The sequence below is a fragment of the Tardiphaga sp. genome (assembly GCF_028290495.1).
GTDB lineage: Bacteria > Pseudomonadota > Alphaproteobacteria > Rhizobiales > Xanthobacteraceae > Tardiphaga.
Genome location: NZ_JAQGJT010000113.1, coordinates 62,399 through 79,930 on the forward strand (window position 1 = coordinate 62,399; position 17,532 = coordinate 79,930).

Consider the following 17,532-nt stretch of genomic DNA (forward strand, 5'->3'; position numbering starts at 1 on the left):
CGCTTTCGCGGGCGATGACAGGGGGGGCGTGGAAGCCGTGGGGTTTACTCGACGTCGGGCAGCTTCGTGATGCCGTCCGTCCGCGCGACCTTCAGCCACTCGTCTACCGTCTTGCCAGCGATCACGCGCTGCGGAGCGATCTCGGCAAGCGGCACCAGCACGAAGGCGCGTTGATGGGCGCGGGGGTGCGGCAGCGTCAGTTCCGGCTTGGCGATCACCACGTCGTCATAGGCGATCATGTCGAGGTCGATGCCGCGCGGGCCCCAGCGCGTCTCGCTGGCGCGGTTGCGGCCGAATTTCTGTTCGATGCGGTGCATCGTGAACAGCAGGGCGTGCGGATCAAGATCGGTCTCGATCTCGATGGCGGCATTGACATAGTCGTCCTGCGGCACGCCGCCGACCGGGGGCGTGGCATAGTCCGACGAGCGCGCGATCAAGGCTGCCTGCGTCATGCCGCAGATGTTGGAGATCGCCTTGCGGAAGGTGTCGCGGACGTCGCCGATATTGCCGCCGAGCGCGATGAGGACGCTGGCCATCGTCTACTTCCTGGTGCGGGTGAGGATGACGCCGACGTCGTCGAAGATCGCGGCGATCGGCGCGTGCGGCTTGTGCACGGTGATCTTGACCACGCTGATCTTCGGAAACGCCGCCAGCACCGCTTCGGCGACCGCGCCGGCTGCGCGTTCGAGCAGCTTGTAGTTGACGTCCTTGAACGCGGAGATCGCGGTCGCCACGACATTGGCATAGGAGACGGTGTCGCCGAGGCGGTCGCTGTGCGAGGCCTCCGCGATATCCGCGGTGAGCTCGAGATCTATGACGAAGCGCTGGCCGACGTGAGATTCATGATCGAGCACGCCGTGATGGGCATGCACCGAAACGCCCTTGATGAAGATCATGTCGCTCATTTGGAATCCTCGATGCTTGCTGCGACGCGCAGCGCCTGCACGGTTTCCGCAACGTCATGCGCGCGGATGATGGTGGCGCCGCGCTGCATCGCCAGAAGATGCGCGGCCAGCGAGCCGCCGAGCCGCTGCTGCGGTTCGGAGGGCACGACGGTACTGATGAATTTCTTTCGGGAGGCGCCGACCAGGATCGGCAGGCCGAAGCTGGCGAGTTCTGGCAGGCGCGCGAGCGCGATCATGCTTTGCTGTGGCGTCTTGCCGAAGCCGATGCCGGGATCGAGCACCAGGTTTCGGGGCGCGATGCCTGCTTTCGCGGCGATGTCGAGTGTACGCGCGAAGAAGCTCTTCATGTCGGCGACGATATCGATCGACGGATCGACCTCGTCACGGTTGTGCATGACGACGACCGGCGCATCGAAATCGGCGACGACGCGGGCCATCTCGGGATCGTGCTGCAGGCCCCAGATGTCGTTGGCGATCGCTGCGCCGGCAGCGAGCGCCCGGGCCAGGACCGACGCCTTCATGGTGTCGATCGAGACGGGGATGCCGAGGGCAATGACCTCGGCAAGAACCGGCGTGAGGCGCTGCCATTCCTCGTCGGCGGTAATTGGCTGCGAGCCGTACGGCCGGGTGGATTCGGCGCCGATGTCCAGAATATCCGCGCCGCCTTCGATCATGCGGCGGGCCTGCGCCAGCGCGCGCTCCGGCGCATCGAACTGGCCGCCGTCCGAGAAGGAGTCCGGGGTGACGTTGAGGATGCCCATGACGGCGGGATACGGCCGCGACAGCATCGCGGCCAGCACCGGATGGCGCGAAACGGGGTTTGCAGGGCCAGCGCTCATGGCGTGGCTTTGCGCGACGGGGAGAGGGGAGTCAAGATGGCCATCCTGTCATTCCGGGATGCGCTTCAGACGGCGCAGCCGGCTGGAGGGCAGACCCGGAATCCAGAGATGGTTGAACATCTCGAGGTTCCCCGCCACTGCAGTTGGAGTGGCTGGGGTTCACTCGCAGCTAACGCTGCTCCTGCCCGGAACGACAGTGCCGAACGCGGAACGTGCAGCGATCAATACGTAATCTTCAGCGACAGTTTGCGCGCTTTTTCGATCAACTGGCCGACGGATTTTTCTGAGGGCATCACCTGGACCAGCTTGCGCTTGTCGTTGGCGTCTTTCATCGCTTGCGCGAGGCGGGCGGGGTTGCGGTGGGTGAGTTCGCGCACCGTGTTGACGCCCGAGGCGCGCAGCAGTTCGGCCTTGGCCTTGCCCATGCCGGGGATCCGCAGGTAGTCGGCGAGGTTGGCCCATTCCAGCAGTTGCTGTTCGCTGAAACCGGTCTTGGCGGAGAGTTCCTTGCGACCCTTCGCGGTATGCGCGGCCTCCAGCAGGCTTTCCATGGTGCGGATGCCTGCCGTCTTCAGCTTGGTCGCGGCAAACGCCGTCAAGCCGTCAATCTTGGAAATAGGATATGTCATGATACTCAAACATAAAAAGGTGCTTGACGCTTACAGGAAGTGTCTTTGCGAGAGGCTGACGTAACAGACGGTCAGGCGAACTGGCTCAGGCCGGGCGTGCCGGCGATGATCTTGTCTATGGCCTCGGAGCCGATTTTCGTGCGGCCGTACTTGAACAGTTCGCGCGCAATGCTCTGAATTTCGCCCATGCCGAGGCCAAGGCCCATCAGCTTGGCGCCCAGCGCCATCAGGCCGCCGCCCATCAGGCTGCTCAGGCCGCCGCCGCCGCCGCTGTTGGATGCGATTGCATCTTCTGCGCCGGGGATTTTCTCGATCAATTCGTTGACCGGCTCGATCGGGCCTTCCTTGCGCAAAAATCCCAGTATGATGCCGACGGTCTTTTCAGCCACGTCTTTATCAATACCGACCTTTGCAGTCAGCTGTTCGATCAACTCGTTCATGTAACGCCCCGCCTCTGCCGGTTAATTGCCGGCACCTTGTTGCTGAATTTATCTTGTGCCCGCGTATTTTGAATTACAAGGACGCTGAAGCCTCACGACACCCGATTCAGCTTCATCGCCGTCGTGTGTTGCATCAATGCAATCGCAAACGTGAAATTTTGGTCAATTCGCTGCAGATGCGAGCGGCGTTCGCTTGGCGTTTCATCGCCGGTCATTATGAAGTAGGGTTCGATGAACAGGCTGATCGTTTTTGATGCATGCGCGAAGAGGCGACCCGATGGCGGCCACCGAGACCACGACGATCGATACCAGCGAGAAGATTTTTATCGGAAAGGGCGAGCAGCCGGCGTGGCTGACGCTCGGTCTCTCCAATCGCCACGGTCTCGTTACCGGCGCGACCGGAACGGGCAAGACCGTGTCGCTGCAGGTGATGGCGGAAGGCTTTGCCCGCGCCGGCGTGCCGGTGTTCGCCTCCGACATCAAGGGCGATCTGTCGGGAATTGCCGAAGTCGGCGAGGCCAAGGACTTCATTCTCGCGCGCGCCAAGGAAATGGCGCTGACCTTCCAGCCCGACCAGTTCTCGACGGTGTTCTGGGATGTGTTCGGCGAGCAGGGCCATCCGGTGCGCGCCACCGTCTCTGAAATGGGGCCGCTGCTGCTGTCGCGAATGCTCGACCTCAACGACGTGCAGGAGGGCGTGCTCAACGTCGCGTTTCGCGTCGCCGATGACAACGGCCTGCCGCTGCTCGACATGAAGGATCTGCGCGCGATCCTCGACGCCATCATTCCGGTCACCAAGAAGGCCGGCGACGGCGATGGCGACAACGACGAGATGGCTGCGATACGCGCCGCCGCGCAGAAATTCGGCAATGTCACCAAGCAGACGGTCGGCACGATCCAGCGCCAGCTGCTGGTGCTGGAAAATCAGGGCGGCGCGATGTTTTTCGGCGAGCCGGCGCTCGACATCAAGGATTTCATGCGCACCGACCGCGATGGCCGCGGCATGGTCAACATCCTGGTCGCCGACAAATTGATGCAGAGCCCGAAGCTGTATGCGACCTTTCTGTTGTGGATGCTGTCGGAATTGTTCGAGCAACTGCCGGAGGCCGGCGATCCGCCGAAGCCGAAACTGGTGTTCTTTTTCGATGAGGCCCATCTGTTGTTCAACGACGCGCCGAAAGCGTTGATGGACAAGATCGAGCAGGTCGTCCGCCTGATCCGCTCCAAGGGCGTCGGCGTCTACTTCGTGACGCAAAACCCGATCGACGTGCCGGACAAGGTCCTGGCGCAGCTCGGCAACCGCGTGCAGCACGCGCTGCGCGCCTTCACGCCTCGCGACCAGAAGGCGGTTCAGGCCGCCGCGCAGACGTTTCGCGCCAATCCGAAGCTGGACACCGCGGAAGTCATCACCCAGCTCGGCAAGGGCGAGGCGCTGGTCTCGTTCCTTGAGGGCAATGGCACGCCTGCGATGGTCGAGCGCGTGATGGTGCGGCCGCCGACCGCGCGGATCGGGCCGCTGACGCCGCAGGAACGTACCGCGATTATCAATGGCAGCCCGCTGAAGGGCAAATACGACACCATGGTGGATCGCGATTCCGCCTCCGAAATGCTGCAGCGGCGGATCGCCGGCACGGCGGCTACGGCGGAGGGTGGGGCGGCCGGTGGCGGCGGCATTCTCGGACAGCTCGGCTCGATCGTCGGCAGCATCTTCGGCACCGGCCAGCGCGGCAAGATGACGACCGGACAGGTGATCGCGCGCAGCGTGACGCGCTCGGTCACCAACAAGGTGGTCGGTGGAATCGTCGCCAGCCTCGGCAAGTCGGTCGGTGGCCAGCTCGGCGGTTCGATCGGCCGCGAGATCGTGCGCGGCACCTTGGGCGGAATTCTGAAGCGCTGAGGTTGTCCGGGGCAAGGAGTGAGGCGGGCGCGTCGATGCCACGATGAAGACTGTCGTCACCCGGTCGAGCCGGGCGATCACAGCGGAGTGTGGTGGCTCGTTAGGCCTTCGTCCTTGCAATGCCCCAGCGTTGCGGGAAGATCATCAGCATCGCGAGATAGACGATCAGCACCAGCGTGCCCCAGCTGATATCACTGTGCATGCGCATGAACTCGGTCCAGCCGCGCGGCGCGATATCGCGGGGGATGCCGGTGCCGAGGAAGAAGCTGAGCACGAGCACGGCGACGCCGAGCCATTTTGTCCTGTTGTCTTTGATGCAGGCGGCGACCAGTACGCAGTACGGCAGCATCAGCGTCACGAAATGGCCGCGACCGGACATCGGCGACAGCATCAGCATCGCGATGAACAGTAAGGAGCCCTCCACCGCGATCAGCTCCCAGCCCAGCGCCACCAGGAACAGCGCGCCGATCAGCACCGCGAACAGCAGTTGCGTCGCGCGCAGGATCGGCACGAAGCTGGACTGCCAGGCGGTCTGGTCGATCGCCAGTGCGGTCATGCCGCGCAGCGACAGGTTGAACGGATTGGCGCCGTCCCAGAACGCGTATCTCGCCGCGGTGGAATTCTCGAACAGGCCGGGGGCGGCGACTTCGTGCAGCCAGGTGATGAAATAGCCGTGCACGCCGCCCTGCGGGGTGAAGAACAGGTCGGCGCTAAACGACGCCGCGAGGAGCACGACGACGAACAGGCCGGCTGCGGCGAAGCGGCGCTTGAACAGCAGATAGGGCAGGAAGATCAGCGGCGTCACCTTGAGCGCGGCGGCGAAAGCGAGCGAGGCGCCGCCCGCGAGATCGCGACGCTCGACCAGCGCCAGGATGCCCCACAGCGTCAGCGGCAGCACCAGAAGGTCGTAGGCCTGGTCCTCATAGACCGCGAGGATGAACTTCAGGCTGAGCAGGAAGCTGAGCCCCGCAAACCAGCCCAGCTCGTTCTCCGTCCATGGGCCGGGGATCAGGCCGAGCGCCAGCCGGCGGCACAGCACCAGCGACCATGCGGTGCAGGCAAGCGTGATCAGGTACCAGATCAGCACCGCCAGCCACAGCGGCATCGCCACGAAGGGCAGCATCACGAAGGCAAAGGCCGGCGGGTAGGTGAAGGCGACGTCGCAGACCTGCAAGATCTGCTGCGTCCACACGCATTCGGCGGCGTGCCGGTACAGCACCATGCCGCCAGGATGGACGAAGCGTGGATAATACGCCGCGGCGACGACGAACAGCACCAACCACGGCCAGTAACGGCGGGAAAATTCACGGATCATGTGATGGCCGATCGGTGGAGCATCCGGGGTCATCGTAAAGCGCGAATGGTACGACCACAAGTTGCTGAATGTTTCTGGTGAACGCATGCGCATTTGGGCACCCTGCGTCCGCCGCCACGTCATGGGCGCGCCGGGCCGGTTTGCAGGGCGGGCTTTGTCTGCTACCTCCCCAGTTCGAAGGAACGGCATCGGGAACGGCGAATTGACTGAGAATGACGGCGAGACGCCGGTACTGCGATGGCCGTCGTTGCGGCAGCCGCTCGATGTGCTTTTTCTGTTCTGCTGTGTGCTGCTGACGGCAGACGTGCTGGTGCCGGAGATCTTCGGCAACGGTAAAACCAAGGACTATGCGCTGTGGTTCTGGGCCGGGCGTCAGGTGCTGACCGGTGGCGATCTCTACAAGAGCATCACCAACGGCGCGCTTGATTTTATCTATCCGCCGCCGCCGGCGGTGATGCTGGCGATCCCCGCCTGGTTCGGCAAGATCCCGCTATATCTCGGCCTGTCGATCCTGAATTCGGCGGCGTGGGCGATCACCAGCCAGCTCTCCAATGCGATGACCGGCTCGAAGAAGATTCCGGCGCCGTGGCTCGCCGCATTGCCGGGCTTCGCCACCGTCACCTTCGTGTTCGATCAGTACGATCTCGGCCAGCCCAACCTGGTGCTGCTGGCGATGATGCTGCTGGGCTTCTGGTGGATGCAGAAGGGCCGACCTTGGCTAGGTGGCAGCATGTTCGCGCTGGCGACCGCCATCAAGATGTTTCCGGTCGCGGTGCTGCCCTATCTGCTGTGGCGACGGCGCTGGGCGGCTTCCGCCAGCATGGTCGTGGCGACGCTGGCGCTGCTTTATGTGATGCCGGCGCCGGTGCGTGGTTTTGAGCGCAACGCGGCCGAACTCAAGACCTGGTTCTCGGCAATGGTCGGCTCCAGTTCGGAGAAGGGGTTTGGCCAGCGCGACGAGCAGAACTGGTCGTGGGTCAACCAGTCGCTGATCGCGGTGACGCACCGCCTGGTGCGGCCAATCAACTATTACATGGACGACCCCCGGCACGCGCCGGAATACATGAACGTGCTCGATGTGTCCTACAAGACCGCGAACTGGATCGTGCTGGCGGTGATCGGGCTGATCGGGCTCGGCTTCATCTGTGTCATTCCCGCCTACCGGAAGATGACGGAGCGTTCGACGGCGGAAGAGCTCGGTATTCTGTTTTGCCTGATGACGGTGGCGTCGCCTTTGGCGCGGCAATATTACTTCATGTGGCTTTTCATGCCGCTGACGGTCTTGATGCATCGCGCGGCGTTCGACGCGCGACCGAAGGTGCGGACTGGCACGTGGACGCTGCTCGGCATCGTCGGCGTGTTGATGGTGCTGTCGCTGCCGGTGTTTCCGGCGATGCTGCAGGCCTGGGGCAACAATTTGCTGGCGACCGCGCTGCTGGTCGGCGGCCTGATCTGGCATATGCACCACGCGCCGCCGCTGCTAGATTCATCTGAAGTTCCAGAGAGAGTCGCTTAAGGGAAATCCGCCATGTCCACGTCGCAGCTGCAGCCGGTCCTCGATCGCGTCGATGCCGATTTCGATCATTCGCTTGAACGCCTGTTCGCGCTGCTGCGGATCAAGTCGATCTCCGCCGATCCGGCTTTCGCCGAGGACTGCAAGCAGGCGGCGGCGCATCTGGCGGCAGATATCGCGACGCTCGGTTTCAACGCCGAAGTGCGGCCGACCGCCGGACATCCGGCGATCGTCGCCACGGCGAAGGGCAACACCGGCGCGCGGCCGCACGTGTTGTTCTACGGCCATTACGACGTACAGCCGGTCGATCCCTTGGAACTGTGGAATCGCCCGCCGTTCGAGCCGGTGGTCACCAAACATGCCGATGGCCGCGACATCATCGTCGCGCGCGGCGCGCAGGACGACAAGGGCCAGCTCTCGACCTTCATCGAGGCCTGCCGTGCGTGGGTTCACGTCACGGGTTCGCTGCCGCTCGATCTCACCATCGTCATCGAGGGCGAGGAGGAGGTCGGCTCGAAGAACTTCGTGCCGTTCCTGGAGCAGCACAAGAAGGATTTCGCCGCCGATTTCGCGCTGGTTTGTGACACCGGCATGTGGGACCCCGAGACGCCGGCCATCACCACCTCGCTGCGCGGCCTCGTCTACGAGGAGGTGAAGATCACCGCCGCCAACCGCGACCTGCATTCCGGCATCTATGGCGGCGGCGCGCAGAACCCGATCCGCGTGCTGACGAAAATTCTGGGCGCGCTGCATGACGACAACGGCCGCATCACGATTCCCGGCTTCTATGACGGCGTGAAGGATTTGCCGGCCGATATTCTGGCACAGTGGAAGAAGCTCGGCCTCACAGCGGCGTCGTTCCTGGGGCCGATCGGGCTTTCGATCCCGGCCGGCGAGAAGAACCGCGAGTTGATCGAGCAGATCACGTCGCGGCCGACCTGCGACATCAACGGCATTTTCGGCGGCTATACCGGCGAGGGCTCCAAGACGGTGATCGCGTCGCACGCCTCCGCCAAGGTCTCGTTCCGCATCGTGGCCGGCCAGGACCCGCGCACCATCCGCGATGCGTTCCGCGCTTTTGTGACCGCGCGGTTGCCGGCCGACTGCAAGGCGGAGTTTCTCGATCACTCCAATGCACCGGCGATAGCGCTCGACTGGAACATGAAGCCGCTGGCGGCGTCGCGCGCCGCGCTGACCGAGGAGTGGGGCAAGGAAGCGCTGCTGATCGGCTCAGGCGCTTCGATTCCGATCGTCGCGGATTTCAAGCGCACGCTCGGGCTCGACACCGTGCTGATTGGTTTCGGGCTGGACGACGACAACATCCACTCGCCGAACGAGAAGTACGACCTGAAAAGCTTCCACAAGGGCATTCGGTCGTGGGTACGGATTTTGGGCGCACTGGCGGCGGCGAAGAGGTAGTAAAATGTAGCGCGTAGCCCGGATGAGCGAAGCGATATCCGGGCTGCAAACGACGCGCTGACTTCTCAGCGCCAGGCTTTGACGCAGATCAAGGGCGGCACCGGGCTTTCATGGTGCAAGGACGAAAAGGGAGTCGAGATGTCCGCAACCGATATCGCGAAGAGCCATTTCGCCGCAGCAATGGCCGAGGCGCAAGCCGCCGGCGTCGATCATGACGGCGTCTGCCGTTCGCTGCTCGGTCTCCTTGTCTCCAAATATCTCGAAACAAGAAGTGCGGCCGACGTCCAGTCGGAGCTTCGCTTCGTCGCCGACAATTGCGATCCCGATACGGACTTCATGTTCATGCGGCCGTAGGGGCTGATCGACTTTGGTCGAAGCAAGCGCGCTGCGCGCACGCACAAAAAAACGCCGTCCGAAATTGGACGGCGTTTTGATTCAGTGCAGAGGTCTTGTGACCTCCTTATAGCGCAAAACTCAGTTCTTGTAAGAGGGGTCGAGACGGTCGAGCTTGCGCAGCAGCGGCGGCCAGACCAGCTTGGTCGAGCGTAGTTCGGCGCGATCGGGGTTCGAGACCACGGCGGTGTTCTTGTCGATGACGGCCTGGTCCACCGCATAAGCGACGGGGCCGAGCATGCGGGTGCGGACCTGCATGGTGCAGGCGCGTTCCAGATGGAACATGCGCTCGAACGCCGAGGCTACCGAGCGGCCGACGGTCAACGTGCCGTGGTTGCGCAGCAGCATGAAGTTCTTCTCGCCAATATCCTTTTGCAGGCGCGGGCGCTCGTCGTGGTCGAGCGCGATGCCTTCATAGTCGTGATAAGCGAGATCGTGGGTGACGAGTTGCGCGGTCTGGTTCAAAGGCTGCAGGCCTTCCAGGCAGGAGGCCACCGCGGTACCGTCCGGCGTGTGCAGATGCATCACGCAGCCGGCGTCCTCGCGGACCTCGTGGATCGCCGAATGGATGGTGAAGCCGGCCGGGTTGATGTTGTATTCGCTCTCGCTGAGCAGATTGCCGTGCAGGTCGACCTTGACCAGGCAGGAGGCGGTGATCTCATCGAACATCAGCCCGTAGGGGTTGATCAGGAAGTGGTGCTCGGGACCGGGGACGCGGGCGGAAATGTGGGTGTCGACCAGATCGTCCCAGCCGTAATAGGCGACGAGACGATAGGCGGCGGCAAGGTTGACGCGCTGCGCCCACTCGGCCTCGGACATTTTGGCCGGCACTTCCTTGAGACGCGCTTCAGCTGGCGACATATGATCTCTCCCGTTGCAATGCTTGTGGTTGGCTGACGAAACTCTAGTCCCGCCGCCTGCGGGCAGCAAGCCAGACGGATTGCGGGCCAGTCATGCTGTGGCGAATGAGTTGGGCGGCATGAGTGACGCTGAATCGTAGCCGAAACCCGTCCAGTCCGACTGCCCGGGTTTCTGCGCATGAGCGACGTCGTCGGATCGAGCGGGGCCGGGCCTTGTTCCCGTCCGGGGGAGCGAGACGTCGGCCGTTTCGACTCGGGCGGGATTGCGCTAGCTTTTGATTCTGGCGCGGCTCACGCCTCCCCCTCCGACGGGAAAGCATCATTCATGCGGGGCTGTCTGATCATCGAACCCACTGTTCGGACACCACGCATAGGGAAGGGTTGTGACGTCGTTCGCAACGGGAGGTTACCGACATGCAACTCTCAGCGCCCATCCATCGATTGAAGCGCAACGCCGGGCTTTTAGCCCGCACGGACAACATTCCGCTGCACGAAGCGCTCGATCGCATCGCTGCGCAGGAAGGTTTTGCCAGCTGGAGTTTGCTGGTGTCCCGGGCGTCTTCTTCCATGCCGGCGGCAAAACTGTTTGCGCAGCTATCTCCCGGCGATCTGCTGCTGTTGGGCGCGCGCCCGGGCCACGGCAAGACCCTGATGAGTCTCGGGTTGGCCGTGGAAGCGATGAAGTCCGGACATCGCAGTGTGTTCCTCTCGCTGGAATACACGGAGAAGGAAGTGCTGGATCGCTTCCGCGCCATTGGCGTGGCGCCTGCGGACTTCGATGGCCTGTTCACGTTCGATAATTCCGACGATATCAGCGCCGATTACATCGTCGCGAAACTGGCCAACGTGCCGCGCGGCACGTTGGTGGTCGTCGACTATCTGCAGCTGCTGGATCAAAGGCGCGACAAACCGGAATTGATGGTTCAGGTCCGTACGCTGCAGACTTTCGCGCGCCGCAGCGGAGTGATCCTTGTCTTCATCTCGCAGATCGACCGCGCGTACGATCCATCATTGAAGCCATGTCCGGATCTGGATGATGTCCGGTTGCCTAATCCCGTCGATCTCCGCTTGTTCAGCAAGACGTGCTTCCTGAACAATGGCGACGTTCGATTTCACGCGTCGCATTGAGCCGTTTGCCGACGCCGGTGCACAAGCCGGTGGCGCCGGTCAGGTGTATTTCGCGTCCCGCTCCAGCAGTTCGATGGAGATGCCGTCCGGTCCTTCGATAAAGCAGATGCGAACGCCCGGCCGGATGGTCAGTGGTTCCCTGGTGAAAACGACGCCCTTGCTTTTCATGTCGGCGGCGAGGGCATCCAGATCCTTCACGGCAAAAGCCAGATGGTCATACCCCTTGTGGGGCGAGGTCGGCGCAGCGCCAACCGCGTCGGCTTCCGATACCTGTTCGAAGAAGACGCGAAGGCCGCCGAGCTTGGCTTCGATGCGAATGGGCGACGTGACGACTTCAGCGCCCAGCGAGTCCGCGAACCATTTTGCGGATGCCGCCGGATTGGCGGTGTAAATATGAACGTGATCGAGGACGATCTGCGGCGTTGACGTCGACATGGCTGGCCTCCGGGATTTTTGGATGGGTGTTCAAACGAGGGGATCGCGTCGGATCACGGCCGGACAGGGCTTTAGCTCCGCGTCGACCAGCCTCCGTGTGCGGCTTTGTAGGCTTCGAAGGCAGGCAGCATGTGGTCGACGCACAACCGGACCAGGGTGGTCCTGTCGCCCACCCTGAGCGCCTCGATCATGTCGATGTGTTCCTGATGCGATCGACCGGAAAGGTAGGGTGAACCCATGGCCGAGCAGTGGATCGTGGCGGTCTTCTGCCACAGTTGCTCGATCATCTCCGCCAGGTAGGGATTGCCGCAAGCGCCGAACAGCATCTTGTGAAAATCCTCGTTGGCTTCGACAACCCCGCCGGGTTCGCCTTCCGTCAGGCTGGAGAGGTAGCGGGCGTTAAGAGCCGCCAATGCGTCCAGCAACTCCTTGCCGGCCGGCAGCGGAATCCTGTTGGCCGCCTCGCGCTGCAGGACGGCGCGCAAATCGTAGAGATGATCGACGTCCGACGTTACCGGGTCCTTGACGACCGCCCCGCGGTTTTGCCGCAGTTCGACCAGTCCGACGCGCTGAAGCTCGGTGAGAACGCTGCGGATGAGGTAGCGGCCGACGCCGAACCGCTGCGACAATTCAGTCTCGAGAAGTCGCTCGCGCGGACGCAGCCGGCCGAAAAGAATATCAAAGCGAATTTCGTTGAGGACCCTGCTGGCCGCGGCGGCTTGTGCCGAACTGGAATCGGCAGCGGGAATCGACGGCGTTTCTCTGAGCATCACTCGATTCCATTGTCTGATTTTTCAGCGGACGGGCGCTCGAGTGGAGCAGGAGGTTGTCCGTCGAACGGCCTGCATACATCCAATAGGCTGAGAGTCGAAAAGTCGGTGTTCGCGATGCGCTACTTTGGTGAATTCCAGCGTCGCCCTTGATAAGCTTGCGTGCCTAACAAGGGCTGCTGGCCGGTCTACTTCGACATCAGATCCCTTGCGGAGAGATGCTCCACTTCTTCATCGCTTCCCTCGAACGTGCGCGTAACTTCCATCGAGCTGTAGATCCACAGGATGCGCATCGGCGTATCGCCGGTATTGCGAAAGGCGTGGACCTTTCCGGCGGGGATGTAGGTGCTGTCGTAACGCACCAGCGGCGTCACCACGCCTTCGACTTCGCACTCTCCGACCCCCTCCAGCAGAGTGACCTGCTCATCGCAGTTGTGAAGATGGGGGAATGCGCCCTTGCCCTTCGGGTAAACGCTCATGCCGGTCGTGAACTTTGCATCGGCCGCGTCATGGCGCGTGATCAACGGCGTAGTCTGAACGCCACCACCTCGCTCGATGATGTTCACATTCTCGATCTTGATGATGTGCGTTTTCGCCATGGTGAATCCCCGGTCGTTCAGCGCCTTCGGCTCGCAGCGGCTGCAACTTTCGATGAAGCAATCGCCGATTTTGCTGGACTAAGGGGCAATGCGAACGCCGTCAACAATATTGTTGACAATATTGTTGACGGTTCCTTAGATGGCAAATCCTTACCACCGAGATCCCCTGACAGAATTCAGTTTGCGAACAGTCCCGGACAATGATCCGGAGCGGCGATCCAGCGGTCGCCATTCGCCATAAAACCTTGCGCAGCAAGATAAAAACAAAACCGAGGAAACGTACCATGCAGCTATTCAGCCGTCGCGCCATCCTGCTTGCCTGCAGCGCCATGATGCTCGCGGGAGCCGCCAGGGCCGACACCTATCCTTCCCGCCCCGTGAAGATCGTGGTGCCGTTTCCGGCGGGCGGTTCCAACGACATCCTGGCGCGTATCGTGGCGCAGAAATTGACGGAGCGGAACGGGCAGCCGTTCCTGATCGACAACCGCGCGGGGGCCGCCGGAAATATCGGTGCTGAGGCGGTCGCCACTTCGGAGCCCGACGGATATACGCTTCTGCTGACCGCGCCGCCGCCGCTGACGACAAATATCGCGCTCTACAAGAAAATGAATTTTGATCCGGCCAAGGTGTTCGCGCCGGTGTCGTTGATCGCGACGGTGCCGATCGTGCTCGTCGTCAATCCGGCGTTCCCCGTCAAGAATGTCGCGGAACTGGTGGCGCTCGCCAAGCAGAAGCCCGGCACCATCGATTTCGGATCGTCGGGCATCGGGGCGACCAACCATCTCGCCGGCGAGTTGCTGAAGAGCATGACCGGCATCAACATCGTGCACGTTCCTTACAAAGGCGCGGCTCCGGCCATGAATGATCTGCTGGGCGGGCAGATCCCGATGATGTTCGACAACATGCCGGCGTTGCTGCAGCAGGTGCAATCCAGGACGATCAACGCGATCGCGGTTGCCGGCGCGAAGCGCGCGACCGCGCTGCCTGATGTGCCGACCGTAGCGGAATCCGGTATTCCCGGCTTTGAAGCCTTCGCCTGGTTTGGTCTCGTGGCGCCCGTGAAGACGTCTGCGCCTGTTCTCGCCAAACTGACCAGCGAGATCACTGAAATCCTGAAGCTTCCCGATGTGCAAAAACGCTTCGCTGAACTGGGCGCTGAACCCGGCGATCTTTCCGGCGACGCCTTCGGAAAATTCCTCGCCGAAGACACCGTAAAGTGGACGGGGATCATTCGCGCTTCCGGAGCGTCGGCGAACTAGCCCGGGTTTTCCCGCCAACTATAGGACGCATAGCGAGAATGGAGTTTCCATGGACTTGAACCTGACCGGCAAGGTCGCCGTCGTGACGGGCGGCAGTATCGGTATCGGTCGGGCAATCGCCGCCGAACTGGCCGCCGAAAATGCCGACGTGATGATCGTCGCGCGTGACGCCGACCGCCTTCAGGCGGCGGCAAGGGAAATCTCGGAAGCGAGCGGCCGGCGCGTGATCGCCTTTGCGGGCGACATGACCCGGTTGGAGGATGTCGAGAAAGCCATGGATGCGGCGCGTCAGGCGTTTGGTCGTATCGACATTCTCGTCAACAATGCCGGTGCATCGCCGATGGGCCGCATTTCCGAAACCCCCGATGCGGTTTGGGAAAAGTCGCTCAATCTGAAACTGATGGGCTACGTGCGTTGCGCCCGCAATGTCCTGCCCGCGATGCGCGAGCGTCGCTGGGGGCGCGTGGTCAACATCATCGGCCGCAGCGGGCATCAGCCAAGAGCCGCTTATATGACGGGCGGGGCCGTCAATGCGGCGCTCCTGAATTTTACATTGGCTCTGGCGGAAGAATGCGCCGCGGACAACGTGCTCGTGACGGGCGTGAATCCGGGCCCGGTTCAAACCGAGCGTTGGGACGCGCTGCTCTCACAGACCGCCGCGATCGACAACAAGGCTGCCGGCGCGGTGAGTGCCGCCGCCATCGCGTCGGTGCCACTGGGACGCGTCGGTCAGCCCGGAGAAGTCTCCGGCATGGTCGCGTTCCTCTGTTCGGAGCGCGCTTCATTCATTACAGGAACCTGCATCAACATCGATGGCGGGGGAACAAGGTGCATCTAATGACAAGCAACATTTCCAAGGTTCGCGTCAGCGACGATTGCGAACTTGCGGTTAGGGTCGATGACTATCTGTTTCCCTGGGACACGCGGGCTCCGGTGGTCATGTTGCATGGCCTCGCCGAAAGCGGCGAAGCATTCCGGCGATGGGTGCCTTACTTTGCGACCCACCACCTCGTGGTGCGTCCCGATTTGCGTGGCTATGGCGATTCGACGCCGATGAAAGGCGACTACACCTATCTGTTCGATCGGCTCGGCGCCGATATCATCAAGCTGCTCGATTCCCTGAAACTGGATCGTGTGTTTCTGATCGGCGGCAAGATTGGCGGGGCGCTGGCGTTGCACATTGCCGCCAAATACCCGGAGCGGGTGATCGCCGTTGCCGGGGTCGCCGCCCCGGCCTCGCTCACCTCGTTTGCGGACCGCGCGCCAGGGTGGCGCCAGCAGATCCGCGAACAGGGCGTCGAGCCGTGGGTCCGCGAGACCACCGCATTCCGGCTCGGCACCTCGCTGCCGCCGGCCGCCATCGACTGGTGGGTCAATCTGATGTCGAAGACGGCGGCTTCGACCCTTGAAGCGTTTTTGAAGATGGTGCCGACGGTCGATATCACGGCCGAGTTGCCGGATATCAAATGCCCGACGGTCATTATCACGACGACCGGGTCCGGCCTGGCCAGCGTCGATTCAGTCAGGACGTGGCAACAGACGATACCGGGTTCGAAGCTCGAAGTTCTGCCCGGCGATTCCTATCACGTCGCGGCGACCCATCCCGATGAGTGCGCGCAAATCGTGCGCAAGTTCTTCGATCGCGTCGAGGTTTGATCGGGACGCTCGCTTCGATTTGAGCGCGACAAGATACCGGGACGAAACGGCTTGAGACCATCAGGTCGTTTCGTCCCGGGATGACTATGGAACGGCGCGCGCGGGAGACGGCGAAATCCGTGTCAGGGGCTACGGCGCCGGGATCGCCAGCAGGCTGGAGATGCTGCTGCCGCGGATGTCGTAGACGCGGGCGAAGATGACGTCGTCGCGCTTGATCTCGGCGATCACGGGCGCCGTGAGGCCCTTGCAGTAGAACTCGCCGAGCGTCATCGCGAAGTCGGCGGCGTGGCTGTCCCAGCCGATGGTGAAATCGGGACCGAGGGCGACCTGGGCCGGGCGCTGCGGGCCGCAGACGGCGACCTTCCATTTGCGGCCGGCCGGCGGGCTTTCCTGGCGCTCGGTAATCTGCTCTTTCAGCGCGTCGGAAGCCTGCTTCAGCGCGAGGCCCCAATAGTCCAGCATGTACAGCGCGTCGGCCTGGCGCACGGTGCCGGCGATATAGTTGAAGTGGGTGTACTGGTAGGGATGCAGCCGGATCATCTCGGCCGCCGGCAACATCAGGCCGAACGAGAACACCGCGACCGCGGCGGCCTGTGCACCACGGTGATTGACGCGCAGCCAGTCCATGCCCCACGCAAAGGCGGCGCCGGCCAGCACGGTCATCGGCGGGATCACGAAGATGAAATGCCGGATGCCGTTATACAGCGCAGGCCGCTTCACCATCGCGATCAACAGCGGCAGCATCGCCGCGAAGGTCAGCATCAGCAGGATGGTCTTGCGGCGCGGCGACACGCTGTCGCGCGACAGCGACATGATGGTCAGCACCACGCCGCCGAGGGTGAGGAACAGCAGGCCTTCGGGCAGTTGCAGTGCGAACAGGGTCGGCAAATACGACCACGGCATGTCCGGCACCGACACCAGCGCGCCGTCGAACATTTCCTTCCACGGCTTTTCGAAGAAGTGCGAGAAATAGGTCAGGGCTTGGAACGGATTGCCGGGCTCCATGATCGACCACGGCCAGATCAGGCCCATCACGAGGTAACCCAGGACCAGGCCGGGGAGCAGCACATAGACCACGTGAAAGAAGCGATGCGCGGCGTCGCGGGCGCTGTGGGTGTGAATTTCTTCGAGCAACAGCGGGAGAAAACCGGCCACCGCATAGACCAGCGCGAGACCGCCGAGGATGCGTGATCCGATCGACAGGCCGGCACCGAGGCCGACAATCAGAATGGTCCGCGGCGAGGGGGCCGGATATTCCTCAGCCAGGCGGACCAGGCCGAGCATCAGGACCACCATCGCAACCGCAAACGGTGCATCCTTCGGGTTCATGAACATATGCCCGTAGAATGTCGGGCACAGCGCCAGAAGCAGCAGCGTCGCTAGACCGGCAAGCGGACCGCCGCCGCGCCGGCCCAGCCGCCTCGTTACCGCAAGGCCGATCAGGCCGACAACGGCGCCAAGCAGGCGGCGGGTCT

Annotated in this window: 20 protein-coding genes; 8 read left to right on the plus strand and 12 right to left on the minus strand. The window is 62.8% G+C overall.

What is annotated here, in order from left to right; genetic code table 11:
- Positions 1-44: 44 nt before the first annotated feature.
- The 6 genes from folK to JWQ24_RS17270 form a co-directional block, all read right to left on the minus strand.
- A complete protein-coding gene (folK, locus tag JWQ24_RS17245) occupies positions 45-536 on the minus strand; it encodes a 2-amino-4-hydroxy-6-hydroxymethyldihydropteridine diphosphokinase (protein WP_299810510.1) in 492 nt (163 codons plus the stop codon).
- A 3-nt stretch (positions 537-539) separates the two neighbouring features.
- Entirely contained in the window at positions 540-905 is a 366-nt protein-coding gene (gene folB, locus JWQ24_RS17250) for a dihydroneopterin aldolase (protein ID WP_299810512.1), read from the minus strand.
- Entirely contained in the window at positions 902-1,744 is an 843-nt protein-coding gene (folP, locus tag JWQ24_RS17255; RefSeq protein ID WP_299810515.1) for a dihydropteroate synthase, read from the minus strand. The genes folB and folP overlap by 4 nt, the downstream gene beginning before the upstream one ends.
- 221 nt (positions 1,745-1,965) lie before the next feature.
- Positions 1,966-2,373 carry a DUF4332 domain-containing protein gene (locus JWQ24_RS17260; protein WP_299810518.1) on the minus strand — a complete coding sequence of 136 codons (408 nt, stop codon included), beginning with the start codon at positions 2,371-2,373 and terminating at the stop codon, positions 1,966-1,968.
- 71 nt (positions 2,374-2,444) lie between these two features.
- Entirely contained in the window at positions 2,445-2,813 is a 369-nt protein-coding gene (locus JWQ24_RS17265) for a DUF2267 domain-containing protein (RefSeq protein ID WP_299810521.1), read from the minus strand.
- A 92-nt stretch (positions 2,814-2,905) separates the two neighbouring features.
- Positions 2,906-3,028, minus strand: coding sequence for a hypothetical protein (locus JWQ24_RS17270; protein WP_299810523.1), 123 nt, complete (start codon positions 3,026-3,028; stop codon positions 2,906-2,908).
- A gap of 62 nt (positions 3,029-3,090) precedes the next feature.
- On the opposite strand from JWQ24_RS17270, the gene JWQ24_RS17275 reads away from it, so the two are divergent.
- Positions 3,091-4,710, plus strand: a complete 1,620-nt coding sequence (locus JWQ24_RS17275; protein WP_299810570.1) for a helicase HerA-like domain-containing protein — start codon at positions 3,091-3,093, stop codon at positions 4,708-4,710.
- Between the two features lie 100 nt (positions 4,711-4,810).
- On the opposite strand, the gene JWQ24_RS17280 is transcribed toward JWQ24_RS17275, so the two are convergent.
- Entirely contained in the window at positions 4,811-6,058 is a 1,248-nt protein-coding gene (locus JWQ24_RS17280; RefSeq protein ID WP_299810526.1) for a glycosyltransferase family 87 protein, read from the minus strand.
- Positions 6,059-6,227: 169 nt separating this feature from the next.
- Between JWQ24_RS17280 and JWQ24_RS17285 the strand changes: the two genes are divergently transcribed.
- From JWQ24_RS17285 to JWQ24_RS17295, 3 genes are all read left to right on the plus strand, one after another.
- Complete coding sequence (locus JWQ24_RS17285; RefSeq protein WP_299810529.1) at positions 6,228-7,541, plus strand: glycosyltransferase family 87 protein; 1,314 nt, start codon at positions 6,228-6,230, stop codon at positions 7,539-7,541.
- 12 nt (positions 7,542-7,553) lie between these two features.
- Positions 7,554-8,957, plus strand: a complete 1,404-nt coding sequence (locus JWQ24_RS17290; protein WP_299810532.1) for a M20/M25/M40 family metallo-hydrolase — start codon at positions 7,554-7,556, stop codon at positions 8,955-8,957.
- A 138-nt stretch (positions 8,958-9,095) separates the two neighbouring features.
- Positions 9,096-9,311 (plus strand): hypothetical protein, encoded by a 216-nt coding sequence (locus JWQ24_RS17295; protein WP_299810535.1) that lies wholly within the window; start codon positions 9,096-9,098, stop codon positions 9,309-9,311.
- A gap of 120 nt (positions 9,312-9,431) precedes the next feature.
- Here JWQ24_RS17295 and JWQ24_RS17300 read toward each other — a convergent pair whose 3' ends face one another.
- Entirely contained in the window at positions 9,432-10,211 is a 780-nt protein-coding gene (locus JWQ24_RS17300; protein WP_299810536.1) for a class II aldolase/adducin family protein, read from the minus strand.
- Positions 10,212-10,624: 413 nt separating this feature from the next.
- Between JWQ24_RS17300 and JWQ24_RS17305 the strand changes: the two genes are divergently transcribed.
- Positions 10,625-11,338 (plus strand): DNA helicase, encoded by a 714-nt coding sequence (locus tag JWQ24_RS17305; protein WP_299810537.1) that lies wholly within the window; start codon positions 10,625-10,627, stop codon positions 11,336-11,338.
- Positions 11,339-11,377: 39 nt separating this feature from the next.
- Here the strand turns inward: JWQ24_RS17305 and JWQ24_RS17310 are convergent, their stop codons facing one another.
- The 3 genes from JWQ24_RS17310 to JWQ24_RS17320 form a co-directional block, all read right to left on the minus strand.
- Positions 11,378-11,773, minus strand: a complete 396-nt coding sequence (locus JWQ24_RS17310) for a VOC family protein (protein WP_299810538.1) — start codon at positions 11,771-11,773, stop codon at positions 11,378-11,380.
- A gap of 71 nt (positions 11,774-11,844) precedes the next feature.
- Entirely contained in the window at positions 11,845-12,543 is a 699-nt protein-coding gene (locus tag JWQ24_RS17315) for a GntR family transcriptional regulator (protein WP_299810540.1), read from the minus strand.
- Between the two features lie 188 nt (positions 12,544-12,731).
- Positions 12,732-13,142, minus strand: coding sequence for a cupin domain-containing protein (locus JWQ24_RS17320; RefSeq protein ID WP_299810543.1), 411 nt, complete (start codon positions 13,140-13,142; stop codon positions 12,732-12,734).
- A 284-nt stretch (positions 13,143-13,426) separates the two neighbouring features.
- On the opposite strand from JWQ24_RS17320, the gene JWQ24_RS17325 reads away from it, so the two are divergent.
- From JWQ24_RS17325 to JWQ24_RS17335, 3 genes are read left to right on the plus strand one after another with little or no spacing between them, the layout of a single operon-like run.
- Positions 13,427-14,401 (plus strand): tripartite tricarboxylate transporter substrate binding protein, encoded by a 975-nt coding sequence (locus JWQ24_RS17325; protein ID WP_299810546.1) that lies wholly within the window; start codon positions 13,427-13,429, stop codon positions 14,399-14,401.
- A gap of 49 nt (positions 14,402-14,450) precedes the next feature.
- Positions 14,451-15,239 (plus strand): SDR family NAD(P)-dependent oxidoreductase, encoded by a 789-nt coding sequence (locus JWQ24_RS17330; protein WP_299810549.1) that lies wholly within the window; start codon positions 14,451-14,453, stop codon positions 15,237-15,239.
- Positions 15,239-16,057: an alpha/beta hydrolase gene (locus JWQ24_RS17335; RefSeq protein ID WP_299810552.1), complete on the plus strand. Its 819-nt coding sequence runs from the start codon at positions 15,239-15,241 to the stop codon at positions 16,055-16,057. Before JWQ24_RS17330 ends, JWQ24_RS17335 begins: the two co-directional genes overlap by 1 nt.
- A 129-nt stretch (positions 16,058-16,186) precedes the next feature.
- Here JWQ24_RS17335 and JWQ24_RS17340 read toward each other — a convergent pair.
- The coding region (locus JWQ24_RS17340) for a glycosyltransferase family 39 protein (RefSeq protein WP_299810555.1) at positions 16,187-17,532 on the minus strand (1,346 nt) is incomplete at its 5' end.